Source organism: Caulobacter sp. DMC95, from assembly GCF_056313785.1.
In genome coordinates, this window is the sequence record NZ_JBQUZP010000001.1 from 731,321 (window position 1) to 757,057 (window position 25,737).

Annotated in this window: 19 protein-coding genes; 12 read left to right on the forward strand and 7 right to left on the reverse strand. The window is 66.4% G+C overall.

Going from position 1 to position 25,737, the window contains the following annotated elements; genetic code table 11:
* Positions 1–70 precede the first annotated feature (70 nt).
* The 4 genes from ACT53N_RS03545 (at position 71) to ACT53N_RS03560 (ending at position 7,414) form a co-directional block, all read left to right on the forward strand.
* Positions 71–2,050: a TonB-dependent receptor gene (locus ACT53N_RS03545; protein WP_476062579.1), complete on the forward strand. Its 1,980-nt coding sequence runs from the start codon at positions 71–73 to the stop codon at positions 2,048–2,050.
* Positions 2,051–2,137: 87 nt separating this feature from the next.
* Positions 2,138–4,561, forward strand: a complete 2,424-nt coding sequence (locus ACT53N_RS03550) for a M1 family metallopeptidase (protein WP_476062580.1) — start codon at positions 2,138–2,140, stop codon at positions 4,559–4,561.
* A complete protein-coding gene (locus ACT53N_RS03555) occupies positions 4,558–5,082 on the forward strand; it encodes a DUF6702 family protein (RefSeq protein WP_476062581.1) in 525 nt (174 codons plus the stop codon). The genes ACT53N_RS03550 and ACT53N_RS03555 overlap by 4 nt, the downstream gene beginning before the upstream one ends.
* 67 nt (positions 5,083–5,149) lie before the next feature.
* Entirely contained in the window at positions 5,150–7,414 is a 2,265-nt protein-coding gene (locus ACT53N_RS03560; RefSeq protein ID WP_476062582.1) for a TonB-dependent receptor domain-containing protein, read from the forward strand.
* A 42-nt stretch (positions 7,415–7,456) separates the two neighbouring features.
* On the opposite strand, the gene rfbA is transcribed toward ACT53N_RS03560, so the two are convergent.
* Both rfbA and rfbD read right to left on the reverse strand, forming a co-directional pair.
* Complete coding sequence (gene rfbA, locus ACT53N_RS03565; protein ID WP_476062583.1) at positions 7,457–8,326, reverse strand: glucose-1-phosphate thymidylyltransferase RfbA; 870 nt, start codon at positions 8,324–8,326, stop codon at positions 7,457–7,459.
* Complete coding sequence (gene rfbD, locus ACT53N_RS03570) at positions 8,323–9,225, reverse strand: dTDP-4-dehydrorhamnose reductase (protein WP_476062584.1); 903 nt, start codon at positions 9,223–9,225, stop codon at positions 8,323–8,325. Before rfbD ends, rfbA begins: the two co-directional genes overlap by 4 nt.
* Positions 9,226–9,342: 117 nt before the next feature.
* On the opposite strand from rfbD, the gene ACT53N_RS03575 reads away from it, so the two are divergent.
* Both ACT53N_RS03575 and ligD read left to right on the forward strand, forming a co-directional pair.
* Positions 9,343–9,612, forward strand: a complete 270-nt coding sequence (locus ACT53N_RS03575; protein ID WP_476062585.1) for a hypothetical protein — start codon at positions 9,343–9,345, stop codon at positions 9,610–9,612.
* A gap of 5 nt (positions 9,613–9,617) precedes the next feature.
* Positions 9,618–12,227, forward strand: coding sequence for a DNA ligase D (gene ligD, locus ACT53N_RS03580; protein ID WP_476062586.1), 2,610 nt, complete (start codon positions 9,618–9,620; stop codon positions 12,225–12,227).
* On the opposite strand, the gene ku is transcribed toward ligD, so the two are convergent.
* Both ku and ACT53N_RS03590 read right to left on the reverse strand, forming a co-directional pair.
* Positions 12,224–13,063, reverse strand: a complete 840-nt coding sequence (gene ku, locus ACT53N_RS03585; RefSeq protein ID WP_476062587.1) for a non-homologous end joining protein Ku — start codon at positions 13,061–13,063, stop codon at positions 12,224–12,226. The genes ligD and ku overlap by 4 nt on opposite strands.
* Before the next feature lie 25 nt (positions 13,064–13,088).
* Positions 13,089–14,141, reverse strand: a complete 1,053-nt coding sequence (locus ACT53N_RS03590; RefSeq protein WP_476062588.1) for a DNA topoisomerase IB — start codon at positions 14,139–14,141, stop codon at positions 13,089–13,091.
* A 142-nt stretch (positions 14,142–14,283) separates the two neighbouring features.
* Between ACT53N_RS03590 and ACT53N_RS03595 the strand changes: the two genes are divergently transcribed.
* The gene (locus ACT53N_RS03595; RefSeq protein ID WP_476062589.1) at positions 14,284–14,451 is read left to right on the forward strand and encodes a DUF2256 domain-containing protein; all 168 of its coding nucleotides are present in this window, start codon (positions 14,284–14,286) and stop codon (positions 14,449–14,451) included.
* A 12-nt stretch (positions 14,452–14,463) separates the two neighbouring features.
* Here the strand turns inward: ACT53N_RS03595 and ACT53N_RS03600 are convergent, their stop codons facing one another.
* The 3 genes from ACT53N_RS03600 to ACT53N_RS03610 all read right to left on the reverse strand — a co-directional run bounded on the left by ACT53N_RS03600 (position 14,464) and on the right by ACT53N_RS03610 (position 17,848).
* Positions 14,464–15,237 carry an iron-containing redox enzyme family protein gene (locus ACT53N_RS03600; protein ID WP_476062590.1) on the reverse strand — a complete coding sequence of 258 codons (774 nt, stop codon included), beginning with the start codon at positions 15,235–15,237 and terminating at the stop codon, positions 14,464–14,466.
* A 227-nt stretch (positions 15,238–15,464) separates the two neighbouring features.
* Positions 15,465–15,758, reverse strand: a complete 294-nt coding sequence (locus ACT53N_RS03605; RefSeq protein WP_476062591.1) for a hypothetical protein — start codon at positions 15,756–15,758, stop codon at positions 15,465–15,467.
* A 110-nt stretch (positions 15,759–15,868) separates the two neighbouring features.
* Positions 15,869–17,848, reverse strand: a complete 1,980-nt coding sequence (locus ACT53N_RS03610; protein ID WP_476062592.1) for a TonB-dependent receptor — start codon at positions 17,846–17,848, stop codon at positions 15,869–15,871.
* Positions 17,849–17,978: 130 nt separating this feature from the next.
* Between ACT53N_RS03610 and ACT53N_RS03615 the strand changes: the two genes are divergently transcribed.
* From ACT53N_RS03615 to ACT53N_RS03635, 5 genes are all read left to right on the forward strand, one after another.
* Positions 17,979–19,019 carry a LacI family DNA-binding transcriptional regulator gene (locus ACT53N_RS03615; RefSeq protein ID WP_476062593.1) on the forward strand — a complete coding sequence of 347 codons (1,041 nt, stop codon included), beginning with the start codon at positions 17,979–17,981 and terminating at the stop codon, positions 19,017–19,019.
* Positions 19,020–19,154: 135 nt separating this feature from the next.
* Entirely contained in the window at positions 19,155–21,608 is a 2,454-nt protein-coding gene (locus tag ACT53N_RS03620) for a TonB-dependent siderophore receptor (RefSeq protein WP_476062594.1), read from the forward strand.
* A gap of 98 nt (positions 21,609–21,706) precedes the next feature.
* The gene (locus ACT53N_RS03625) at positions 21,707–23,536 is read left to right on the forward strand and encodes an alpha-amylase family glycosyl hydrolase (RefSeq protein WP_476062595.1); all 1,830 of its coding nucleotides are present in this window, start codon (positions 21,707–21,709) and stop codon (positions 23,534–23,536) included.
* On the forward strand, positions 23,518–24,441 hold the full coding sequence (locus ACT53N_RS03630) for an ROK family protein (protein WP_476062675.1): 924 nt from the start codon (positions 23,518–23,520) through the stop codon (positions 24,439–24,441). The genes ACT53N_RS03625 and ACT53N_RS03630 overlap by 19 nt, the downstream gene beginning before the upstream one ends.
* Complete coding sequence (locus tag ACT53N_RS03635) at positions 24,438–25,673, forward strand: MFS transporter (protein ID WP_476062596.1); 1,236 nt, start codon at positions 24,438–24,440, stop codon at positions 25,671–25,673. Before ACT53N_RS03630 ends, ACT53N_RS03635 begins: the two co-directional genes overlap by 4 nt.
* The last annotated feature ends 64 nt before the right edge of the window (positions 25,674–25,737 follow it).

Genomic DNA, 25,737 nt, shown 5'->3' on the forward strand with positions numbered 1-25,737 from the left:
GGCCATCATTGATCGGCCCATTTTTCGCGGCCAACTTGTCCTCAGGTTGGGTCTCGCCTAACAGCGCGACATGACCCGCATCGCATTCCTCTCCCTCCTTCTCGCAACCGTTTCTGCGCCGGCGATGGCCCAGGAGGTCGAAGCGATCTCGGTGTGGGGACAGCGCGCCAATGACCTGGGCCGCGCCACCTCGGCTAGCGAAGGCCGCATCGCCTATGCCGACTTCGCCTCGCGGCCGCTGCTGCGCCCCGGCGAACTGATCGAGGCGGTGCCGGGACTGGCTGCCACCCAGCACTCGGGGGCGGGCAAGGCCAACCAATATTTCCTGCGCGGTTTCAACCTGGATCACGGCACCGACCTCGCCGCATCCTTGGACGGCGTGCCGCTGAACCTGCCCTCGCACGGGCATGGGCAGGGCTATCTGGACCTGAACGTCCTGACGCCAGAGTTCGTGCACGACATCAGCTTCAAGAAGGGCCCCTACTCGGCCGAAAACGGCGACTTCGCCACCGCAGGCGCCGTGGCCTTCGAAACCGCCGACCACCTGCACGGCGACGGCCTGCAGGTCTGGGCTGGGGAGAACGACTACTACCGCGCGCTGGGCTCCAAGGCCCTGACCAGCAACGTCCTCGTGGCGGCCGACATCACCTCGAACAACGGGGCCTGGACCCAGTCCGAGGACCTCAGAAAGATCAATCTACTGGGCCGCGCGATCGTCGGCGGCTGGTCGATCACCGCCCTCGCCTATGATGCGCGCTGGAACGCCACAGACCAGATCCCGCGCCGAGCGGTCGACGCCGGACGCTTGAGCCGCCTCGACACGGTTGACGCCACCGATGGCGGCGACACCTCGCGCTACATGCTGTCGGCTCGGCGACGGGATCTGCTACGCGGTCTCGATACGGTGGCCTACGTTCAGCGCTACAAGCTCGATGTCTTCTCGAACTTCACCTACTTCCTTGATGACCCGGTGAACGGCGACCAGTTCGAACAGGTCGACCAGCGCTGGATCTATGGCGGCGCGATCACCAAGCGCTGGAGCTTGGGTGAAGGCTGGAGCGCACGCACGGGCGTCACCGCACGGGTCGACGACATCGGCAAGGTGGGTCTCTATCGATCCATCGCGCGACAAAGGCGCGAGACGGTGCGCCAGGATGCGCTGACGGAATGGTCAACCGCCGTCTGGGGCGAGGCCTCCAAACGTTTTGGTCAGCTCGACGTGACGGCCGGCTTGCGGGCCGACGCCATGGGCGCCGACGTCAAGGCGGGTGATCCGCGCAACGCCGGCACGGTCAGCGACGTCCTGCTTTCGCCCAAGCTGGCGCTGGCCTGGCGGATCTCCAAGACCTTCGAGCTCTATGCGGATGCGGGGCGCGGCTTCCACTCGAACGACGCCCGGGGGACGGTGATCACGATCGATCCCGTCAGTGGCGATCCGGCCGAGCGGGCGCCGCTGCTCTCGCCGACCGATGGCGCGGAGCTGGGCCTGCGCTGGCGTCGCAATGACCTGACCCTGACAGCCGCCGCCTGGGCGCTGCATGTCGATTCCGAACTCGTCTATGTCGGCGACGCCGGCTTCACAGAAGCCTCGGGCGCGACTCGTCGCCGGGGGATCGAGCTGCTGGCCGATTGGCGGCCGACGGCGCAGCTGAACCTGACGGCCTCCTACGCCGGAACGCGTGCACGCTTCACCAATGGCGATCGGATCCCAAACGCTGTCGCGTCGGTGCTCACTGGCGGCGCGAGCTGGAAGTTCGGCCCGAACTCGAGCGTGACCCTGACCTATCGCCACCTGGGCGGCGCGCCGCTGATCGAGGACAATTCGGTGCGCTCGCGCCCCACCGGTCTGGTCAACGCCCTGTTTGTCCAGGACTTCGGCCCTGCCAGTCTGATGGTCGAAGTGCTGAATCTCACAGACAGCCGCCGCGACGACATCGCCTATTTCTACGCCTCGCGCCTGCCCGGAGAGCCGGCGGACGGGGTCGAGGACGTCCATTTCCATCCGGTCGAACCGCGCGCCATCCGCGCGGGCGTCAAAATCAATTTCTGACCTTCGGTGCGAAAATGGGATGATTTTCGCCGCGTCGCCGGTCAAGGTTCGCACGGGGTTTCGTCAGGGTTCTGAGTTGAGGGGCTATTGAACTTGTCCAAGCGTTCTATCCGCTACGCCGTGGCCGGCGTCATCGCCGCCGCGCTTTCCGTCACTGTCGCGCACGCCGACGCCATCAAGCAGACCAAGGCGCCGTTCGACGACAAGTTCCGTCAGCTCGAGGGCGAAGACTGGCCGACGCCGACCGACTATCGCAACGCCTCGGGCGCGCCGGGTTATCGCTACTGGCAGCAGAAGGTCGACTATGACGTCGCCGTGCGCCTGGACGAGGACACCAAGACCCTGACGGGTCGCGAGACGGTCACCTATCGCAACAACTCGCCCGACAGCTTGCCCTATCTCTGGCTTCTGCTGGACCAGGACGCCAAGCGCGACTCGATCAGCAAGATGACCGAAACGGTCTCGGGCGACTCGATCAGCCTGGGTCAGGTTCGCCGCATCCAGCGCTTCAAGGAGTGGGAAGGCGGCTTCACGATCAAGTCGGTGAAGGACGCTTCGGGCCGTCCGCTGAAGTTCACCGTGGTCGACACCCTGCTGCGCATCGACCTGCCGGCCGCCGTGCGCGCCAATGGCGGCGAGACCAAGTTCACGATCGAATGGTCGCTGCCGCTGGTGGAAAACAAGGTCATCGGCGGCCGCAGCGGCTATGAGTGCTTCACCGGCAAGGGCGACGACGGCAACTGCATCTACGAAGCCGCCCAGTGGTTCCCGCGCCTGGCCGTCTATTCGGACTATGAAGGCTGGCACAACAAGGCCTTCCTGGGGGCGGGCGAGTTCACGCTTGAGTTCGGCGACTATCGCGTCGCCCTGACCGTGCCGTCCGACCACGTCGTGTCGTCCACGGGCGTGCTTCAAAACCCTGGCGCGGTCCTGACCGCCGCCCAGCGTGACCGCCTCGCCAAGGCCCGCACGGCCAGCGAACCGGTCTATGTCGTCACGCCTGAAGAGGCCGCCGCAGCCGAGAAGGGCAAGGCCAAGACGGAAAAGACCTGGGTCTTCCAGGCCAGCAACGTCCGCGACTTCGGCTGGGCCAGCTCGCGCAAGTTCATCTGGGACGCCCAGGGCGTGAAGCAGGACGATCCCAAGGCCGAGTATCCCGTCGTGATGGCCATGTCGTTCTTCCCCAAAGAAGCGCGGCCGCTGTGGGACGCCTATTCGACGAAGTCGATCGCCCACACGCTGAAGGTCTACTCGGACTTCACCTTCGCTTACCCCTATCCGGTGGCCCAGTCGGTCAACGGTCCGGTCGGCGGCATGGAGTACCCGATGATCAGCTTCAACGGCCCGCGGCCGGTGAAGGACAAGAAGACCGGCGCCCTGACCTATACCGAGCGCGCCAAGTACGGCCTGATCGGCGTGGTGATCCACGAGGTGGGCCACAACTACTTCCCGATGATCGTCAACTCGGACGAGCGCCAGTGGACCTGGATGGACGAGGGCCTCAACAGCTTCCTCGAGTTCCAGGCCGAAATGCAGTGGGACAAGAACTACCCGGCGCGCCGCGGCGAGCCCAAGGACATTGTCGACTACATGGTCAGCCAAGACCAGGTGCCGCTGATGACCCAGTCGGACTCGGTGATCCAGTTCGGCCCGAACGGCTACACCAAGCCCGCTACTGCTCTCGTGATCCTGCGCGAAACGATCATGGGCCGCGAGCTGTTCGACCGCGCGTTCAAGGAATACTCGAACCTCTGGCGCTTCAAGCGCCCGACGCCGTACGATTTCTTCCGCACCATGGAAGAGTCCTCGGGCATCGACCTCGACTGGTTCTGGCGCGGCTGGTTCTACTCGACCGACCACGTCGACATCTCGCTGGATAAGGTCGTGAAGGCTCGTCTGGACAGCGGTGATCCGGACGTGGAAGCCGGCGTGCGCAAGGCGGCCGACGCCAAGGAGCCGGAATCGCGCACGGCAGCCAACAACAAGGGCCCGACAGTGGTCGAGCGGGACCCGAAGGTTCGCGACTTCTACAACGAAACCAACGAGTTCACCGTCTTCGACAGCGCGCGCAAGCGGGCCAAGACGGCGCGCGCCGACATGACGCCGGAAGAGCTGGCGGCTCAGGACTTCAAGGACAACTTCTACCGCTTCAGCTTCCGCAACATCGGCGGTCTGGTGATGCCGGTGATCCTGAAGATGGACTTCACAGACGGTAGCAGCGAGACGGTCCGCATCCCGGCGGAGATCTGGCGCAAGAATTCCAAGCAAGTGACGTGGCAATACGTGACCGGTAAGGAGCTGAAGGGCGCTGAACTGGATCCGCTGTGGGAAACCGCCGACGCCGACCGTGGCAACAACGTCTATGAAGGCGCGATCACGCCGATGACGCTGAAGCTGCCGAAGTTCCCGGAAGCGCCCAACCGTATGAAGGACGCCAACGTGAAGGTCGAGCCGGGCGGTCTGGGCACCTTCCCGGTGGAAGAGCCGAAGAAGGACGACGCGGCCAAGTGATCAAGCGCGCGGTCGCCCTGTTCGCGGCGGTGAGCTTCGCGCTCGCCCCGCTCCCGGCGGCCGCGCACCGCGGCCACGGCGCGCTGAGCGTGGTGGATATCGACGTTCGGTCGGGCGAGGTCCGGGTCAGCCACCGCATCGCGACCCACGACGCGGAACCGGCGCTGGCCCTGATCGCACCGGACGCCCAGACCAGCCTTGATGATCCCGAGGCGGTCGAGGCGCTGAAGCTCTATATGGGCGGGCGCTTTGCGATGGCGGTCGCCGACCAACCGGTGGCGTTGACCCTCAAGGACATGACTCTGGGCGCCGACGAGGTCCGCTTTGAGTATGCGGGCAAGATCACCCTGCCCCAGACCCGAGCCCAAGTGGCGGTGATCGCCGCCATGTTCGCCGATGTCTATGGCGATCAGGTCAATCAGGTGAATATCCGCCGGGCCGGCGTAACGCGGACTCTGGTGTTCACCGGCGCGGAAGCCGCGACGCCGCAGGCGCTCGAGCCTATAGACCCAGCCCCCTAGCGGGCCTGAGGTGACAATCGTCACCTCGCCGGCCTGACGCCCGGCACTGCAGCGCTCTGAGTCTCTGATGCAGTTTCCTCGCCAACAGAGGAGACTTTCCATGACCACCCCGACCCGCCGCGTCGCCCTGCTGGCCGCTACGGGCCTGGCCGCCCTGAGCACGGCCGCCTTCGCCCAGACCGCGCCGACCGCCGCGCCGCAAAGCGCGTCCAAAAAGGAGCCGTCCAACGCCGTGCAGGGCGTCACCATCACCGCGCCGGCCGCACAGGACATGCGAACCTCGATCGACCGCCGCAGCTATAGCCTGGGCAAGGACCTGCAGGCCGCCACGGGCTCGGTCGCCGACATGCTGCGCAACGTGCCCTCGGTGCAGGTCGATGTGCAGGGCAATGTCAGCCTGCGCGGCGATCCGAATGTCACCATCATGATCGACGGCAAGCCCTCGGGCATGTTCAAGGGCGACAACCGCGGCCAGGTCCTGCAGCAGATCCCGGCCAATCAGTTCGAGCGGGTCGAGGTGATGACCAACCCCTCGGCCGCCTTCAGCCCCGAAGGCACGGCCGGGATCATCAACCTGATCACCAAGCAGCAGCGCGGCGTCGGCGTGACCGGCTCGGTGCGCGCCAACGTCGGAACCGAAGGCCGCAAGAACGCCAGCGCCAGCATCGCGCAGAACACCAAGGGCCTGACACTGTCGGCCGACGCCGGCTGGCGACGCGACAAGGCCAAGGGCGAGATGACCGACGAGCGCGAGCGCTTCGACCCGGCCAGCGGCGCCTACGCCACCAGCCGCCAGAAGCTGAACTTCACCAGCCGGGGCCAATCACATAACGCCCGCGCCAGCGTCGACTATGATCTCGACAAGCGCACGCGCATCAGCGCAGAGGCGCGCTATAACGACATGCGCTACGACTCCGTGTCCGGTTCGGCGTTCGAGGGCAAGACGCCCGCCGGCGTTCCGAACGTGCGCTTCCAGCGCCTGAGCGACGGCGCGATGAAGCGCTCGGTCGCGGGTCTCAGCGGCGACCTTCGCCGCAAGCTGTCGGGCGACGACCACGAGTTTACGCTCAACGCCAGCATCGAGCGCACGCGCAACAGCCAGGGCGGTCTCGCCGAAACCTTCAGCCAGCTGCCCATCGCGCCGATCGCCCTGGAGAACGTCCGGACCAGCGACGAGCTGGTCCAGACCCGGCTTAAGGCCGAGTACAAGCGCCCCCTCCCCGACGGCGCTAGGCTGGTGGCCGGCTACGAGCTGCAGCTCAACGACAACGACTATGACAACTACGGGGCTCGCGGTCCGAAAGGGGGCGCGCTGATCGTCGATCCGTCTCTGACCAACCGCTTCCAGTTCGATCAAGCGGTCAACGCGGTCTACGCCACCTACAGCCGTCCGATCGGCGACTGGACGGTGATGCCGGGCCTGCGCATCGAAGAGGTCTCGATCGACACCAACCAGATCACCTCGCGTCTGACCGACCGCTACGACTATCTACGCGCTTATCCTTCACTGCATCTGCAGTACAAGGTCGACGACCTGCGCCAGGTCAACGCCAGCTACAGCCGCCGGATTCAGCGGCCTTCCGCCCAGGACCTGAACCCCTATCGCATCTACCAGGACCCCTACAGCTATCGGCAGGGCGACCCGCGCCTGAAACCCCAGGTCACCGACGCCTTCGAGGTGGCCTATCAGCTGCGCAAGGGGTTCAACTACTATCTGGGCACGCTGTACTGGCGCGAGGCGCGCGACGGGGTCACTGACGTGGTGCGCGACATCGGCGACGGTGTGCTGCTGACCACCAAGGCCAACCTCGCCAAGAGCCGTAGCGGAGGTCTCGAGCTGGTGGCCAACGCCAAGCTGACGCCCAAGGTGTCCTACACGATCAGCGGCAATACCGCCTGGACCGAGATTGGCGCGACCGACCTTGGCTTTCCGGACAAGCGCTCGGCCTGGACGGTCTCGGGCTATGCGGCCCTGAACATCCAAGCCACGCCCAAGGACTTCCTGCAGATCAGCGGCTTCGCCACGGGCAAGCGCCTGACCCCGCAGGGCTACAAGGCGCCGACCGGCATGCTGCTTCTGGGCTACCGACACAAGTTCAACGACCGCCTCTCGGGCGTGGTGACGGTGCAGGACGGTCTGAAGACCTTCCGCGACAAGACGGTGATCAACACCCCGGCCCTGAAGAACCGCCGCGACATGGAGCTCGACCTACGCGCGGTGTTCGTCGGGATCACCTACGGCTTTGGCGGCCAAGGGGTTCCGAACCCTCGCCGAGCCCGCGAGCCGGCATTCGACTTCCAGACCACGCCGGGCGGCGTTGGACCCATGTAAGGCTCTACGGCCGGCGTCCTCTTCGGGCGCCGGTCACCACATCTAGCGGGCGCCGATCACGGTGCGCAGATAGCCGCCATAGGCGCTCTTGCCCAAGGCGTCGGCCAGGCGCTCCACCTGGGCGGCGTCGATGAAGCCCTTCTGGTAGGCGACCTCTTCCGGACAGGCGATCTTGAAGCCCTGGCGCTTCTCCAGCACCCGCACGAACTCGGCGGCCTCCAGCAGGCTATCGGGCGTGCCTGTGTCGAGCCAGGCATAGCCCCGCCCCATCAGCTCCACCGACAAGTCGCCGCGCTCCAGATAGGCGCGATTGACGTCGGTGATCTCCAGCTCGCCGCGCGGGGACGGCTTGAGGTCACGGGCGATGTCGACCACGTCGCCATCATAGAAATAGAGGCCCGTCACCGCCCAGTTCGACTTGGGAACCTTAGGCTTCTCCTCGATCGAGAGCGCGGTCATCTGCTTGTCGAACTCGACCACACCGTACCGCTCGGGGTCATTGACGTGATAGGCGAAAACCGTCGCCCCTTTTGGACGCGCCATCGCCCGCGTGAACAGGTTGGTGATCCCGTGGCCGAAATAGATGTTGTCGCCCAGGATCAGCGCCGAGGGCTCGCGCCCCACGAAGTCCGCGCCGATCACATAGGCCTGCGCCAGGCCGTCGGGGCTGGGCTGCACAGCGTACTGGATCTCCAGGCCCCATTGCGAACCGTCGCCCAGCAGCGCCTGGAAGTTGGGCGTATCGCGCGGCGTCGAGATGATCAGGATCTCGCGGATCCCCGCCAGCATCAGTGTCGACAGCGGATAGTAGATCATCGGCTTGTCGTAGATCGGCATCAACTGCTTGGACGTGACCAGGGTCATCGGATGCAGCCGGGTGCCGGAGCCGCCGGCGAGAATGATGCCCTTCATGCAGGGGCTCCCTGAACGCGCAAATCCGCAATGATCTCCGCCACGGCCTCTGTCCAAGGCCGGGGGTGGATGGCGTAGTCCGCGCCGATCCGGTTGGTCAACAGGCGTGAGTTTCGCGGCCGACGAGCCGGCGTGGGATATTCACGGCTCGGGATTCCCTGGACCTCGGCATGAACGCCTCCCTGCGAGGCGCTAAGCCGAAAGATTTCCCGCGCAAGATCCGCCCAGCTAGCCTCGCCCCCATTGACGAAATGATAGACGCCGGTCGGGGCCTGCGGGTCGGCGATCATCCGCAGGGTGATGACCTTCAGCGCGTCGGCGATATCGCGCGCCGAAGTGGGACAGCCCAACTGGTCTTCAACGACGCGCAAGACCGGCCGATCGGCGGCGAGCCGCAGCATGGTCTTCAGGAAGTTGGCGCGGTGAGCGCTGAGCACCCAAGCCGTGCGGAGCACGACCGACCGCGGATTGCCCAGGCGCACGGCCATCTCGCCCGCCAGCTTCGAAGCCCCATAGACGCCGATAGGCCGTACCGAGTCGTCCTCGGCGTAAGGATTCGGCTTTTCGCCGTCGAACACATAGTCAGTAGAGACCTGGATCAGCGGAACGCCCTGCGCCCGCGTGATGTCGGCCAGCAGGGCAGGGCCAAGGGCGTTGGCGGCGAAAGCATTGGCGACCTCGCTCTCGGCCTTGTCCACGGCCGTCCAGGCGGCGGAATTGATCACGGCGGCGAACGGCGTGGCGTGGAAGGCGGCGCGGATCGAGGACTCGGCGGTGAGATCCAGTTCCGTCCGGGACGGCGCATGCAGCACAACCCCGTCAGGCCATGCGGCGCGCAGCAGTTCCAAGCCCACCTGCCCGGCGCCGCCGGTGACGAGAATATGCGTCGTTTCAGTCATTCGTCCTTACCTACGCGGTCCGCGACCGGACCAGCAAGACCAGCGGCGACAATCGTAATCGCGCGGAACGACCCCAGCGCTCCGGCCATTCCCTCCGCACAAGCAGGAGTGACGCTGATGACCGATATCAACACCGGATGGGACGAGCAGGACGGAGCCGAGACGCTGGACGAAGATGTCGTCGGCCGCGACGGCGAAATGCGCACCTTCGAGGAACTGCCCGACGTCCTCGACGTCACCCAGGCGGAGGGCGACACCGATGACGACGACGCCCTGATCGCCGAAGATCTGGACGATGCGGAGATCGTCGCACTGGAACGCGAGTCCGATCCCGGAGACGGCCGCGACGTGGACGATGAGCGCCCCGACGTCTTCGGCGGAGAATAGAGGCCGTGGCCGCGCGCAAGCTGGAGGCCTATCGGGCCAAGCGTGACTTTACAGTCACCGCCGAGCCGTCGGACGAAGCCGTCGTCGCCGCGTCCCCCCGCGCCCGGTTCGTCATCCAGAAGCACGCGGCTACGCGCCTGCATTACGATCTGCGGCTGGAGCACGAGGGCGTGTTTCTGTCGTGGGCGGTCACCCGCGGCCCCTCGCGCGATCCGCAAGACAAGCGGTTGGCGGTCAAGGTCGAGGACCATCCCCTCGCCTATGGCGACTTCGAGGGCGTCATCCCCAAAGGGCAGTACGGCGGCGGCACGGTGATGCTCTGGGACCGCGGCTGGTGGGCGCCGGAACCCGGCTTCGACCTCCAGAAGGGTCTCAAGCGCGGCGAGATCAAGCTGATCTTCGCCGGCGAGCGGATGAAGGGCGGCTGGGTCCTGGTTCGCCTCAAGAACGACCGGACCGGCGGCAAGCGCGAGAACTGGCTGCTGATCAAGCACCGCGACGCCTTTGCGAAGGACGACGACACGAGCTTCCTGGAGACATCCGCCGTCTCGATCGCGTCCGGCCGTACGATGGAGCAGATCGCCGCCGGCGAAGGCTCCTCCCCGAAGCCCTTCATGACCCAGGACGGTCAGCCCGCCGACGCGGTCTGGAACACCGCCGCATCCAGCCCGTCCGCCCCGAGCAAAGCCGCCGCGCGGGTCCGAACCAAGTCCAAAGCGAAGGCCATGCCTGGGTCGGCGGCGATGCCGACCTTCATCCCGCCGCAGCTGTGCAAGCTGGTTGATCGCCCGCCCACCGGCGCCGGTTGGGCTCACGAGATCAAGTTCGATGGCTACCGCATGCAGCTTCGCGTTCAGGGCGGAGAAGCGGCGCTCCGCACCCGGACCGGCCTCGATTGGAGCGATCGCTTTCCGCGCCTTGTGCAGGACGCCACGAGCCTCCCCGACGCCCTGATCGACGGCGAGGTCGTAGCGCTGGACTCTGACGGCTCCCCTTCGTTCGCAGGACTGCAAGCAGCGCTGTCCGAAGAGAACACCGACGATCTGATCTTCTTCGCCTTCGACCTGCTACACGCCGCAAACGCGCCACTGGTCGACCAGCCCCTCGAGGCCCGCAAGCAACGCCTCCAGGCGCTTCTGCCGAAGACGGGCGATCGCATCCGTTATGTCGAGCACTTCACCAGCGGCGGCGAGGCCGTGCTGCAGTCGGCCTGTCGGATGTCGCTTGAGGGCGTCGTCTCCAAGCGGCTGGACGCTCCCTATCGGTCCGGCAAGAGCGCGGCCTGGACCAAGGCCAAGTGCCGGGCGGGCCACGAGGTGGTCATCGGCGGCTGGACCACGACGGGCGAGGCGTTTCGCTCATTGATCGTCGGTGTCTATCGCGACGGCTATCTCGCCCATGTGGGGCGCGTTGGCACGGGATTTGGTCGCGAGAAGGTGACCAAGCTTGTCCCCGCCCTCAAGCGGCTGGCGCGAAAAACCTCGCCCTTCAGTGGGCCAAGCGCGCCGCGCGGCGGCGACGGCGTTCATTGGGTGGAGCCCGAGCTCGTCGCCGAGATAGAATTCGCGGGGTTCACGGGAGAGGGCGCGGTGAGACAGGCGTCGTTCAAAGGCCTGCGAGAGGACAAGCCCGCCAAGACCGTCGAGGCCGAGGCGCCCGCGGCGGTGGAGCATGCTGAACTGGCCTCCCCGTCCCCCTTAGGCGCAAAACGCGGCAAGGCGACGGTACGAGGCGTCTCGATCTCCAATCCCCACAAGGCGTTCTGGCCCCAGGTCAACAACGACGCCCCCGTCACCAAGCTGCAATTGGCTGAGTACTTCGAGACCGTCGGGGCGTGGATGCTCGACCATATCCGGGGCCGCCCCTGCTCGGTCATTCGAACGCCCGACGGGATCGGTGGTGAGACTTTCTTTCAACGCCACGCCGGCAAGGGCGTCTCGGCCCTGATCGACGCCGTCACCGTCAAGGGCGATCGCAAGCCCTACCTCGTCTTCAACACCCTCGAGAGCCTAGTGGCCGCCGCCCAGTGGGGGGCGACTGAGCTGCATCCCTGGAACTGTGCGCCCAATGCGCCGGAAGTCCCGGGACGCCTTGTCTTCGACCTGGACCCCGCACCCGATGTCGACTTCGAAGTTGTCGTCGAAGCCGCGCGGGAGATCCGCGACCGCCTCGAAGCGCTGGGCCTGGCGCCGTTCTGCAAGACGACGGGCGGCAAGGGCCTCCATGTGGTCACGCCTGTGAAGGCCGAGGGCGCCGACTGGGACGCGGCCAAGGCCTTCGCCCGCGAGGTGTGCGCCCGCATGGCCGCCGACAGTCCGGACCGCTACCTCATCAGAATGGCCAAGAAGGATCGCGGCGGCCGCATCTTCCTTGATTATCTGCGCAATGACCGGATGAGCACGGCGGTCGCCCCGATGTCCCCCCGGGCCCGTCCGGGCGCACCGGTGTCCTGGCCCTTGAACTGGACGCAGGTTCGCAAGGGGCTTGATCCGTCACGGTTCAACCTGGCTACGGCGCCGGACCTCCTCAAGGATCTGGACGCTTGGGACGCGTATGCGGATAGCGAGCGCAGTCTGGTCCAGGCGATCCGCAAACTGGAAAAGGGGAAACCCTAGCTGGCCTTCTTGCGGGCGGCCTTGGAGGGCTTGCTACGCGTCGCCTTGCGAGGCTTGGGCGCATCACCCAAGCTGCGGCGCAGCGCCTCCATCAGATCCACGACATTGGTCTCTTCCGGGGCCTCTACAGTGACCTTGCGGCCCTTGCCCTTGCGCTTCTCGGCGATCAGATCGCGCAGCGCGTCCTCGTAGCGGTCCTTGAACTGCTCGGGGTCAAAGGGCCCCTCCTTTTGTTCGATGATCTTCTGAGCGATCTGGATCATGGCCGCGTCGGCCTTGAGGTCGGGAATGTCATCGAAATAGTCGGCGACGTCGCGCACCTCCCCGTGCGTGCGAAGCGTCCAGGCCACCATGCCGTTGTCGCGGGGTTCGATCGCCAGGAGCCGCTCACGCTGATGCATGACGACGCGGCCAAGCGCGACCTGCCCTTCCTTGCGCATCGCCTCGCGGACGACCGCATAGGCCTCGGCGGCCAGCTTGCCGTCGGGTACGAGGAAATAAGGATTATCCCAGTAGAGGCGGTCGATCTCGGCGGCCGAGACAAAGCGCTCAATGTCGATCGTTCGAGTGCTTTCCAGCCGGACGCTGTCGATCTCCTCCTGAGTGATGACTACGTACTGGTCCTTTTCGTAGGCGTAGCCCTTGACGATGTCGGCGCGCTCGATCGGCCCCAGGTCCGGGTCCGTCGGGACCATGCGGATCCGGTTGTGGGTGGTTTTGTGCAGCATGTTGAAGCGCACATCGCCCTGGGAGTCGGTTGCGGTGTAGAGGGCGACGGGACAGGTCACGAGCGATAGGCGCAGATGCCCCTGCCAGGTGGGTCGGCCAGCGGCCATGAGCATTCCTCCCAACTGATAGGGATCAAACGGAAAGTCTGCGGCCGGCGTTCCCGTCGCACGAGGCCTGCGCAGCCTCTAGAAAACGGATCACGGCCAGCTCGAAGGCGCGCGCAGAGCGACCAGGCTTCAGCGGCAAGGCGCCTTGCTCATAGGCCTCCAGCACCAAGGGATGAATGTAGGAGCCGCGGCACACAGCGGCGGTGTTGCCCAGGACGCCCGCTACGGCCTTCACACAGGCCGCGACGTTCCGCTTGGCTTCGGCCGTGCTGGCGGCGCGGGGGCGCTGGCACAGCGCGCGGGCCGCGCCCAAGGTGCCCGCCCAGGTGCGAAAGTCCTTGGCGGAGAAATCACGCCCCATCGTCTCTCTTATGTAGGCGTTCACATCGGCGGACTCGACCGAGCGCCGCGCTCCCTCCGCGTCGAAATACTGGAAGAGGCGCTGACCGGGAATGTCCTGGCAGGCCTTCACGATCCGCGCCAAGCGGCGGTCGCGAAACCCGGTTTTATGCGTCTTGCCGCTCTTGCCCTTGAACTCGAACGTGCCGCCCACGCCTGTCAGAGCGGCGTGCCGATCCCGCAAGGTCGTCAGACCGAAGCTCTTGTTTTCCCTGACATAGGCCTCGTTTCCAACCCGGATTAGAGTCAGTTCCATCAATCGCACGACAGCGGCGATGACCTTCTCGCGCGAAAGTCCACGCCGCGTCAGGTCCTTCTCGATCCGTGCGCGGAGGCGAGGCAACGCGCGGCCGAACGCGATCATGCGCTCGAATTTCATCCCGTCCCGATCACGGCGCCAGGCCTGATGGTAGCGATACTGCTTGCGCCCCCTGGCGTCGCGCCCCGTCGCCTGGATATGACCATTCGCAGCCGGGCAGATCCATACCTCGGTCCAGGCCGGCGGAACCGCCAATGCCTGGATCCGCGCCAAGGTATCGGGATCCTCCAGACGCTTTCCTTGAGAGTCGAAGTATCGCCAGCCATCGGAGCCCAACGATCGACGGACGCCGGGGTCATCGTCGTTCACATAGGCCAAGGTCGCATCGACCGACCTCTCGAAAGCAGTGTCCTTGGGCATCACGTCGCTCCGCACTTTCTTGCGGAAGCCAGGCCCCAAGGAACGGTTCCGCAGGTTTGAGACGCCCCGCTTCCACGTCCGGTCGCAGACTGGCCGCGTATCACGAGCTCATTTGAAGCCTCGCCTCCCCAGAGGGTCCGTTGTGAAAGCCGCCAAACGCCCGAAGGCCACCACGCCCAACAAGACCTGCGCCGCCTGCGGTCGCCCCTTCTCGTGGCGCCGCAAGTGGGCGCGGGACTGGGATAACGTGAAGACCTGCTCCGATCGCTGTAAGGCGCTACTCCGAAGCGGACGCACGGCGGCCGCTTAGTGAGCGCCAGCGCTACTCGGCGGCGTAGACCAGCGGGTGGGTGTGAGCCCAGAGATGGGCGCGATAGGTGTCGAAGCACTGCTCGCCGCAGATCAGGCGCATCACCGCGCCCTCTGCGATGAAGCGTGCGCGGGACGAATCTTCCTCCACGAGTGGAACCAGCGCCTCGGCGTTCCAAGCCTTGGAATGCTCGATGTCGAGCTGGGCATGCAGCGCGAAGTACTTGCGCGCCTCGGGCGCGACGCCCACCCGTTTCAAGCCGGCGTCGACGCACGCCACGCGCGTCGGCGCGGTCAGCTCCACCACGCCCAAGGCGCCGATCGACTGCCAGACGTAGCGCCGTGTGGTCGCAAACGCAGTCATGGTGTTGGCCAGGCACAGCGATTGCCAGAGGGTCGCATCGATCGTCGGTGTGAGGCCCAGCATCGCCGTGGTTCGCGTCAGCATCGGTCCGTGCATTCCGCGCGAACTGCCCCGCCCCATTTCGTCCCAGTAGTTACGCGCCAGTTCGAGCTTCGCACGATCCGGCGCCTTCACCTGGGTCATGGCCACAAGGTCGTCAAAACCCGCTTCTCCGGCGGCCTCCTGCGTCAGGAACCACTTCAAGTCCTCGAGCGAGGCCTGGCTCTCCAGCCAATCGAACAGCGGATCCCACTGACCGGGACCATGATCTTTCAAGGCCTCGAACCACGCCACAAACTGCTCAGCGTCGGTCGGAACATGTTCGACAAGCGGCGCAATGTGACTGCGAAACGCCTCGATGAACGCGCCTTCCGCCTCACGCATTCGATGCTCGCACTCCAGATCGCGTCGCCATTCGTGGCTTGGAGCGGCCGGCGCCAGGCGCGAATGGTTCCAGTGGGCCAGCGCGCGGTGCAACGCTTCGGCGTCAGGAAATTGAGCGTTGAAAGCGCCCAAACGAGAAAGACGTTCGCCGCCGTGCAAGGTGAGCACTCCTAGATTCTCTGGGGAGAAAAGGGCCGGCCTCTGTGACCGGCCCGATTTGACGACGCTTAGCGTTCAGCGCCGCCGTCGCCGGTGCGACCGGGTTCGATCGATCCAGTGTCCACGCCACCGGCCACGCCGTCGTTCAGATTGTCTTCGGCGGTCCGTTCGGCGCCTTGGTCGCCGCGGCGCTCGCGGTCGGCCTGCTGGTTTTGCTGACCGGGCTGGGTCTGCTGACGGTCGTCCTGCTGCTGCTGCGGCTGACGCGTCTCGCCCTGCTGATTTTGCTGACCCGCCTGCTGACGTTGGGCTTCGTTCGCCTGTTGCGGCATGCGGTCTTGATTGTTCGGGGTCTCACCCATGGTCGTCGTCCCTTTTTCGATTGGCCGCACCGTGGATCGGTTGGCAGGGTGACAACGGGTGGCTTGCGCGTGTCGTTCCTGTGTCGAGAGAACGACACGGGAGCGATCGCCTATCGGCGCAAGGCGAAACCTACGGACACCATACGCGGCGCGGCGAAGCTGGTCACGCCGTCCGCCGTCTGGCCAACGGCCAGGTGATGGTTCAACAAGTTGTCGGCGGCGACGTAGACTTCGCTCGCGGGCGAAAGCCTCCAACCGACCCGTGCGTCCAGCCCCGCGCCAGCCTTCAGGCGGCGCAGGTTGAGGTCGTCTTCATAGCGCATGCCCTCGTACCGCAGGTCGATATCGACGCTCAGCCGCTCGATTGGACGCCAGCCTGCGCCGGCGGTCACCGCCCAGGCTGGAGCCTGAGCGGGGCGCTTGCCAGTCAACTGCCCCGCAGCGTTCGCGCCGTCGACACGCGCGTGGGTCCAGGACGCGGCGGCGCGCGCGGTCCAGGCCGGGGACAGTTGAACCGCGACATCGCCCTCAAGACCGTAGGCGTTGATCTCGCCAACATTGCGCCGCTGGCGTAGCACCCCGCCCGCCGGGATGAAGCCGGCGACCGGGAAACTACCGGGCCCGACGCCTACGGTCACATTCGTCACCGGATCACGCACCTGATTGTAGAAGACCGCCAGGTTCCATTTCAGGGCGCCCTCGCCCGTCAGGCCGGCCTCCGCGCCGTAGAGGGTTTCCGGCTTCAGCGCCGCATTGGCCTCGGTAACGTCATTGCCGACCCGGAAGGGACGGTGCAGTTCGTTCAAGGTCGGAGGCCGGAAACCGGCATAGGCCGCCGCGCGCCACCAAGTCTTGCCTTGGAGCCGCTGGCGAAACCCGGCGCGGGCGGTGGGCGTAGCGCCCGAAGCGTCCGCAATCGTCGCATCAAGGGTCGCCAATCCGGTCAGCGCGTCGCGCTCGCGCCGCACGCCGGCGTAGGAACGCCAGCCATCCAGGCGGGCGCCGAGGATGAATGCGCGGTCTTCGCTCGCCAGTGCGGCCTCGCCGTAAAGGCCGCCCACCAGCGTGCGGCCGCCGGCTTGGCGTAGTCGGGTGAAAGCGCCGGACTGATAGCGGAAGCGTTCATTGACACGACCTTCGGCGGCGCGGACGTCGCCGCCCAGCTCCCAGCTCCAGTCACCCTCTCGCCCCTGCCAGGCGGCGTTGAGCCCATACCCTATGGCCGGAGTCGAAAACTGGTCGTTGGCGGGCGTGGTCGAGATCCGGCCGGCCGCAACGGCGACGGAGGTGTTCTCCAGATCGCTACGTCGCGCCCAGGCTTGAACCCGCCAAGTCTCACTGGCCACGGTGACGGCCAGGGATCCGCCCGTGGCGTTCGAACGCGCTCCCGCAAGGCCCGCGTCCCGCCGCTCCTGGAACACGCCCGCGCGGATCGCCCAGCGCATGGCGTCACTCTCCCCCTGGACCCTGACGGCGACAGACCGATCGTCCAAGGTCGTAGGCGTATCAGCCGCGCCGCGTCGCTCACCGCGAACCGGAGAGTATCCGTCGGTGCGCGAGCTGCTGGCGGTCAGTAACAGATGATCCATCCCGAAAGTCGCGGCGCCACGCCAGCTGTCGCGAACGCCGACCTGGGCTGTGAGACTGGAAAGCCCGCCGCCAGCCGCCCGCTCGCGCAGAGCCACGACGCCCGTCAGCGCGCCTGCGCCGTAGGGACCAGCGCCCGCGCCGCGCACGATGGCCGCGCCGGAAAGGCCCTCGCCCGGCAAGGCGGTCCAGATCACCCACCCGCCGAACGGATCGTTCTGCGGCGCGCCATCCAGCGTGACCAAGGCCCGGCCAGCGCCCGAGGGCGCCACGCCACGCAGCGAGAGGCCCTGGATCGTTGGATTGGCGGCGTCGCTGCCCGTCCTTCGGAACAGCGACACACCCGGCGTTGTCTTCAGCACCTTGTCGAGCCTCGCCGCGGCGCCGAGCGCCTGAGCGTCATAGCGCGCGGTCGAGAACGCCTCCTGTCCAGCAAGCGGCGGCAACCGGGGCGCTTCTACAACAACGACGGGGACCGGAGTTGGCGGGGCGTCTAGCGGCACGGGGTTACTCTCTAGAGCGCTTGAGGTGGGGACGGCTACGACTGGAGGACGCGCGGGAGCGGGTCAAGGCGTCACCACCTCCCCCAAGCCGGCCGTTGTCGCAGCGACGGCTTGAACTAAGCTGGGCGGCATGAGTCGCCCCCCTATCGAGCCCCAGCAGGCCCGCCTGAAGATGGCGGATATCGCCAGGCTGGCGGGGGTGTCGACCTCGACGGTCTCACGCGCCCTGGCGGGGAATCCCTCCATACCCCAGCCGCTGCGCGATCAGATCAGTGAGCTCGCCCGTACGCACGGCTATGTGATCAACCAGTCGGCGCGGAGCTTGCGGCTCCAGAAGACCCACACGATCGGCCTGATCGTCCCTCTGGGTCATGAGCGCGATCAGCTGATCAGCGATCCATTCTTTCTGGAGATGATCGGCCGTCTCGCCGATGAGATCACCGGCCGAGGCTATGAGGTGCTGCTCAACAAGGTCGTGGCGCCCCGCGCCGATTGGTTGCGGCGAATCGTGCAGTCCCACCGCTCTGATGGCCTGCTGATCATCGGTCAAAGCGACCAGCATGACGCGCTGAATGCGCTGGCTGACAGCTATCGACCACTAGTCGTGTGGGGCGGCGACACCCCCGGACGCCGCTACTGCACTGTGGGCTCAGACAATGTCGCCGGCGCACGGCTGGCCACCCAGCACCTGATCGCCCAGGGGCGACAACGGATCGCCTTTCTCGGTCCGCCCGGCGCCCCCGAGGTTGAACTGCGGCGAGAAGGCTATCTCCAAGCTCTGAGCGAGGCGGGTCTTAGCCCATCGCCAGAACTGAGCGCTCCGGCCCACTTCACGGTGGAGTCGGCCGAGCCCTCTGTGCGCGCGCTGATCGACAGCGGCGCGGCCTTCGACGGCGTTCTGGCGGCGTCCGACCTGATCGCGGTCACGGCGATCAACACCTTGAACGCTGCGGGCCGATCGGTCCCGACCGATGTCGCCGTGGTCGGTTTCGACGACATCAGCTTGGCGCGCTATAGCGCCCCGCCTCTCACAACGGTTCGTCAGGATCTGGCCGAGGGCGCGCGCGCCATGGTGGATCTTCTTTTCCGCCGGATATCCGGCGCGCCGACAGAGTCGATCTTCATGGCGCCCGAACTGGTCGTTCGCGGCACCTCAGTCCCGGAAGCGTAACTGTTGCCAAATTAGCGCAATCGATTGCGAATATCAGTTCGTTTCGATTTTTCATCTTCGCAATCGTTTGCGCTCATTCCAATCTCACGCTCGAAGCCTCCACCAAAAGAAGCGGGGGCGCCTGAGGAGGAAGATATGAACCGGCAAAAGTCTCGCCTGCTCGTGAGCGTGGCTGTGCTCGCGATGCTGCCGATGGCGGCTCACGCTCAGCAAGCCAGCAGGAGCAACGATCAAGACGTCCTGGAGCTCGACTCGGTCGTCATCACCGCCTCGCGCGATGGCGCGACCAAGATGAACTCGTCCATTTCCGTCAGCGCGCTGTCGGCCGACCAGATCCTGGCTCAGGCCCCGCGCTCGACCGCTGAAATTTTCCGGGGCCTGCCCGGCGTGCGGTCGGAAGCGACCGGCGGAGACGGCAACGCCAACATCGCCGTGCGCGGCCTGCCCGTGGCCTCGGGCGGCGCAAAGTTCCTGCAGCTGCAGGAAGACGGCCTGCCGGTCATGGAGTTCGGCGACATCGCGTTCGGCAACGCCGACATCTTCCTGCGCGCCGACCAGAGCGTCTCGCGCATCGAGTCGGTACGGGGCGGTTCGTCCTCGACCTTCGCCTCGAACTCCCCCGGCGGCGTGATCAACTTCATCAGCAAGACCGGTGAGGTCGAGGGCGGCGAGATCGCCCTGACCAAGGGCCTCGGCTACGACCACACCCGCCTGGATTTCGACTATGGCGCGCCCCTCAGCGACACCCTGCGCTTCCACGTCGGCGGCTTTTACCGCGAGGGTGAAGGCGCTCGGAAGTCCGGTTACACCTCTGAGAAGGGCGGCCAGATCAAGGCCAACCTGACCAAGGACTTCGAGAACGGCTTCGTCCGGCTGAACGTCAAATACCTGAACGATCGCGCCGTCGGCTACCTTCCGATGCCGACCCGCGTGACGGGCTCGAACAGCGATCCCGACATCGGCTCGTTCCCCGGCTACAACATTGGTCGCGACGATCTGCAGTCCGTCTACCTGACCAGCAACCCCGGTCTGGACGGCGACGGCAACCGCCGGATCAGCAAGGTCGCCGACGGCATGCACCCAGACACCCTGCAGTTCGGCGCCGAGGCGAAGTTCGACGTCGGCGGCTGGAAGATCGAGGACCGCTTCAAGGTCGCCAAGACCTCGGGCCGCTTCGTCGCGCCCTTCCCCGCCGAGGTGTTGTCGGCCCAGGCCTTGGCGACGTCGATCGGCGGCGCCGGCGCGACCCTGCGCTACGCCAACGGCCCCAGCGCCGGCCAGACGATCACCTCGCCGGCCAGCCTGAACGGCAACGGTCTGGCGATGCGGGTCCACATGTTCGACGTCGAGATCAACGACTTCGGCAACGCCATGAACGATCTGAAGCTGTCGCGCAGCTTCGACACGGGCGGTGCGGTGATCGACCTCACGGTGGGCTACTACAAGTCCCGCCAGACGATCGCCATGGACTGGCTTTGGAACACCTTCGTCTCGGAAGTTAAGGGCGACAACGCCGCTTTGCTGGACGTCTACAACAGCGCCGGAACCAAGCTGACCCAGACGGGTCTGGCCGCCTACGGGGTGCCGCTGTGGGGCAACTGCTGCACCCGCCGCTATGACGTCACCTACGACATCGACGCGCCCTATCTGAGCCTGTCGAGCCGCATCGGCGCGCTGAGCGTCGACGCCAGCCTCCGTCGCGACGAAGGCAAGGCGCGCGGGCTTTACGCCGGCGCCAAGCAGGCCACGCGGGACGTCAATGGCGACGGCGTGATCCAGAACGTCGAGCAAAGCGTGTCGGTCATCGACAACGCCAACGCCTCGCCGGTCAACTATGACTGGGGCTACACCTCCTGGTCGCTGGGCGCGAACTACCAGTTCAACCCCGACGTGGCGGCCTTCGCCCGCGTCAGCCGCGGCGGTCGCGCCAACGCCGACCGTCTGCTGTTCGGCAAGGTCCGGGCCGACGGCACGGTGTCCAAGGAAGACGCCGTCGACATGGTCGACCAGGTCGAGGGTGGCGTTAAGTACCGCCGCAACGGCTTTGGCTTGTTCGCCACCGCTTTCTGGGCCCGCACCCAGGAGCAGAACTTCGAGGCCACCAGCCAGAAGTTCTTCGACCGCACCTACAAGGCCAAGGGCATCGAACTGGAGGCCAGCTACCGGATCGGCGATATCTCTGTCACCGGCGGCGCCACCTATACGGACGCCGTGATCGACAAGGACGCCCTGACCCCGGCGGTCGTCGGCAACACCCCGCGCCGCCAGGCCAAGTGGGTCTATCAGTTCGCCCCGACCTGGACGATCAGCGACAAGGCCACGATCGGCGCCAGCGTCATCGGCACGACCAAGGCCTACGCTCAGGACGACAACCAGCTGATCTTCCCGGCCTACGCCCAGGTGAACGCCTTCGCCGAGTACAAGCTCGCCGAGACCCTCTCACTGTCGGTCAACGCCAACAACCTTTTCAACAAGGTTGGTTTGACCGAGGCCGAAGAAGGCGCGATCACGGCAGGGTCGGTCAATGCGATCCGCGCCCGCTCGATCAACGGCCGCACCGTCACGGCGACCCTTCGGTACAGCTTCTAGTCCCCATCGCCGGCGGGTTTCCTGCCCCGCCGGCGCCTCGGCCTCGCCAGAGCGCGCCCCACGCCCTGGCGAGGCCACTCCTTCGCGAGCGTCCCGGCATGATTTCCATCGCTTCGAGCCACACCTCCCACACCGACGCCGTTCAGGCCCGGGTCGCGGCGCTGTGGCCGATCGTCGAAGCCCGCTTTACGAAAGTGTACGGCCAGGATGCGCGCGGCCCTGCGGTTCTTGATCGCCTGAAGAAGAGCCTGCTTGAAGCCGCCCACGCCCGGCCAGAGCCATTGCGGCCGCTCGATGCGGCGCGGGCGGTCAACCCGGCCTGGCTGCACGCTTCGGGTCAGAGCACCTACACCTTTTACGTCGATCGCTTCGCTGGCGACCTCAACGGCGTTCGCGGCAAGCTGGACTACCTCTCCGAGCTGGGCGTGCGCTGGCTTCACCCCTTGCCGCTGCTGGAGCCCCGCCCTGGCGACAGCGATGGCGGCTTCGCGGTCGCCGACTATCGCAAGGTCGATCCGCGCCTGGGTACGATCGACGACCTGGAAGCCTTGGCCGGCGACCTGCGCCAGCGCGACATGGGGCTGATCCTTGATGTCGTCTGCAACCACACCGCACGCGAGCACGCCTGGGCGGTCAAGGCTCGGGCGGGCGATCCCGCCTATCGCGACTACTACATCGTGCTACCGGACGCCCAGAGCGCGGCCACCCGCGATCGCGAGCTCATCGACGTGTTCCCCGACACGGCGCCGGGCAGCTTCACCTATGACGCGGACATGGGCGGCTATGTCTGGACCACCTTCTATCCGTTCCAGTGGGACCTGAACTACGCTAACCCCACCGTCTTCGCCGAGATGCTGGACGTGCTAATCTTCCTGGCGGCCAAGGGCGCCCAAGGGTTCCGGCTCGACAGCGCCCCGTTCCTCTGGAAACAGGCCGGCACCACGTGCCGCAACCTTCCGCAGACCTACGATATCGTCGAGGCCTGGCGCGCGGCCCTGTCGATCGTAGCGCCGGGCGTCGTGCTGCTGGCCGAGGCGATCGAAAGCGTCGAGGACGTCCTGCCCTTCTTCGGCGGCGCGTCGCCGGGCTGCAACCTCGCGTACAACAACGTGGTCATGACCGCGCTCTGGGCGGCGCTGGCGGATGGCGATGCTTCCATCGCTCGACGCTGCCTGGCGGTCGCCTCGCGCAAGCCGGCCCAAGGGGCCTGGCTGAACTATGTCCGCTGCCATGATGATCTGATCTGGAACGCCCTGGCCGGATACGCCTCGCCTGCCGATCTGCAGCGATGGTCGAACGCCTATGGCTGCGGCGAGAGCTTCTCACGCGGGCGCGCCTTCCAGACTGCAGAGGGGGGCGTTCCGTCGACCAATGGCATGGCGGCCGCACTCGCCGGCCTAGCCCTGGACCTCGACGGCGGCAGCCTCGGCGCGCGGCGGCTCATCCTCCTGTACGGCATCATCCACGCGCTGGACGGCTGGCCGCTGATCTACATGGGCGACGAGATCGGGCTCGATAACGACGAGGCCTATCAGGACGACCCGCTGCGGGCCGGCGACGGACGCTGGCTGCACCGCCCGCAGATGGACTGGTCGCTGGCCGAACGTCGACAGGAGACGGGCTCGGTGCAGGCCGAGCTGTTCGCCGCCTTCGCAAGGCTGAGCCGGCGCGCGCAAGAGCTGGCGGCGTTCGGCGTAGCCGGCCCAGCCCGTCCGATCGCGGTCTCGGCGCAGGCGGTCCTGGCTTTCGTGCGTGACGAGGGCGCACGGCTGTTCCTGTGTCTCGCGAACCTCTCCGACGCGCCTCAAGAGGTCGATCTGCCCCCGGCGTTCGTCCAGGAGGCCGAGGACGTGCTGGACGACGGCCCCGCGCCCGGCGGGCGGGTCCGCCTGCCGCCCTACGGCCTCCGCTGGCTGGTCGCCCGATGAGCCGGATCGCCGCGATCGAGTTGGGCGGCACCAAGGTGATGGTCGCCTTCGGATCGGGTCCTGATGACCTGTCACCGCCCCTCCGCATCCCCACCACCACGCCGGCCGAGACCCTGGCGCGGATCGAGGACGCCCTCGCCGCCGAGCAGGGTCGTTTCGACGCGATCGGCGTGGCCAGTTTTGGTCCCATTCGCCTGGATCCCGCCGCGCCGGACTGGGGTCACATCCTCAAGACCCCCAAGCCCGGCTGGTCGCAGGCCGACGTGGCCCCACGCCTTGTTAAGCGGTTCGATCGACCGCTGGCCCTCGATACTGACGTGAACGGCGCGGCCCTGGCCGAAGGGCTCTGGGGCGCGGCCCAGGGGTTGGATGACTACGCCTATGTCACGGTCGGGACCGGCGTCGGCGTGGGTCTCGTGGCCAACGGCGCGCCGACCCACGGCCTGCTGCATCCCGAGGCCGGCCATATCCTGGTCCGGCGGGACGCGGCCCGGGATTCGTTCGCCGGCGCCTGCCCGTTCCATGGCGATTGCCTCGAAGGCCTGATCAGCGGGCCAGCCCTAGCTGCGCGAACCGGTGCGCCCGGCGAGTCGCTGTCGAGCGATGACCCCGTGTGGGCGCTTGTCGCCGACTATCTGGCCCAGCTTGTCGCCAACCTCGCCTTGATCGCCTCACCGCGGCGCGTGATCATCGGCGGCGGCGTCGGGGGCAATCCCCAGTTGCTGACGCAGACGCGGACGCGGCTACAGACGCACCTGGCCGGCTACCTCGCGCCGCTTGAAACGCGCACTCAGATGGACGCCTTCGTCACAGCCCCGGGCCTTGGCGCAAACTCGGGCCTGCTCGGCGCGGTGGCGCTTGGCCTTCGACAACACGCCCTTCGACGCCAGGAGCAGACGCCATGACCCAGACCGCCCCGGATGCGTCGCGCGATCCGCGCCTGATCCGCATCCTGACCTATCTGATGTTCATGATGTTCGCGATGACCACCGACTCGGTCGGTGTGATCATTCCGCATGTCATCAAGACCTTCGAGCTGGGCATGGCTGCGGCCGGATCGTTTCACTACGCCAGCATGACCGGCATCGCGCTGGGCGGGGTGTGTCTGGGCTTCCTGGCCGACCGGCTCGGCCGCAAGGCGACGATCGTCCTGGGGCTTGTGGCGTTCGCCGTCACAGCCTTCCTCTTCGCGGTCGGCAAGGATTTTGGCTTCTTTGTCGCCCTGCTCTTCCTGTCAGGTCTGGCGATCGGGGTCTTCAAGACCGGGGCCCTGGCCCTGATCGGCGACATCTCGTCCTCGACCCGCGCCCACACCGCCACCATGAACATGGTCGAAGGCTTCTTTGGCCTCGGCGCCATCATCGGACCGGCCATCGTGACCGCGCTCCTGGCGCAGGGCGCGTCGTGGAAGTGGCTCTATGTGATCGCCGGCGGGCTTTGCGTGCTGCTGATCATCGCTGCGCTAAACGTTCGCTATCCGAAAACCCCGCCGGCCGCGCAGCAGAAGCTGGATCCCCGGGTGACACTGGCCATGTTCGGCAACCCTTACGCCTTGGCCTTCAGCTTCGCGATCATGCTCTATGTCGGGATCGAGACGGCGATCTATGTCTGGATGCCGACCCTGCTGGCCGACTACAAGGGCCCCGCGGTGTTCTTGGCGGCCTACGCCCTGTCGGTGTTCTTCGTCCTGCGCGCCGCTGGCCGCTTCCTCGGCGCATGGCTCCTGAATCGCCTGGCCTGGACGCAGGTCGTGGCGATCTGCAGCGCGGCGATCCTGATATGCTTCGCCGCCGCCTTGGCCGGCGGCCGCGCCGTGGCCGTCTACAGCCTGCCGATCTCGGGGCTATTTATGTCGGTGCTCTATCCGACGATCAATTCCAAGGGCATCAGCTGCTTCCCCAAGGCCGAGCATGGCTCGGTCTCGGGCGTGATCCTGTTCTTCACCTGCGTTAGCGCGGTGATCTCACCCTGGATGATGGGCCTGATCAGCGACCGCTTCGGCGACGCCGCCTACGGCTTCGCCTTGGCCACGGGCCTGGCCGCGCTCCTGGCGGGACTTGCGGTCGTGAACCTGGTCTTCGATCCCAGCCGCTATCGACTGGCCGCGCGTGAAGGCCTCGACTACGCCGAGGCGTGATGCGTGGCGCGCTGCCTTGAGGAACTTGGCCGAGCTCCGCTATCGACAATCCCGCCATGTTTGA

Bases quoted from the DNA above. Each gene is read 5' to 3' on its own strand.
- ACT53N_RS03560 (WP_476062582.1), top strand. From the start codon at position 5,150: ATGCAGTTTCCTCGCCAACAGAGGAGACTTTCCATGACCACCCCGACC.
- ACT53N_RS03590 (WP_476062588.1), bottom strand. From the start codon at position 14,141: ATGCCCAAGGACACTGCTTTCGAGAGGTCGGTCGATGCGACCTTGGCC.
- rfbD (WP_476062584.1), bottom strand. From the start codon at position 9,225: ATGACTGAAACGACGCATATTCTCGTCACCGGCGGCGCCGGGCAGGTG.
- ACT53N_RS03605 (WP_476062591.1), bottom strand. From the start codon at position 15,758: ATGGGTGAGACCCCGAACAATCAAGACCGCATGCCGCAACAGGCGAAC.
- ACT53N_RS03615 (WP_476062593.1), top strand. From the start codon at position 17,979: ATGAGTCGCCCCCCTATCGAGCCCCAGCAGGCCCGCCTGAAGATGGCG.
- ACT53N_RS03575 (WP_476062585.1), top strand. From the start codon at position 9,343: ATGACCGATATCAACACCGGATGGGACGAGCAGGACGGAGCCGAGACG.
- ACT53N_RS03545 (WP_476062579.1), top strand. From the start codon at position 71: ATGACCCGCATCGCATTCCTCTCCCTCCTTCTCGCAACCGTTTCTGCG.
- ACT53N_RS03620 (WP_476062594.1), top strand. From the start codon at position 19,155: ATGAACCGGCAAAAGTCTCGCCTGCTCGTGAGCGTGGCTGTGCTCGCG.
- ACT53N_RS03600 (WP_476062590.1), bottom strand. From the start codon at position 15,237: ATGCGTGAGGCGGAAGGCGCGTTCATCGAGGCGTTTCGCAGTCACATT.
- ACT53N_RS03635 (WP_476062596.1), top strand. From the start codon at position 24,438: ATGACCCAGACCGCCCCGGATGCGTCGCGCGATCCGCGCCTGATCCGC.
- rfbA (WP_476062583.1), bottom strand. From the start codon at position 8,326: ATGAAGGGCATCATTCTCGCCGGCGGCTCCGGCACCCGGCTGCATCCG.
- ACT53N_RS03625 (WP_476062595.1), top strand. From the start codon at position 21,707: ATGATTTCCATCGCTTCGAGCCACACCTCCCACACCGACGCCGTTCAG.
- ku (WP_476062587.1), bottom strand. From the start codon at position 13,063: ATGGCCGCTGGCCGACCCACCTGGCAGGGGCATCTGCGCCTATCGCTC.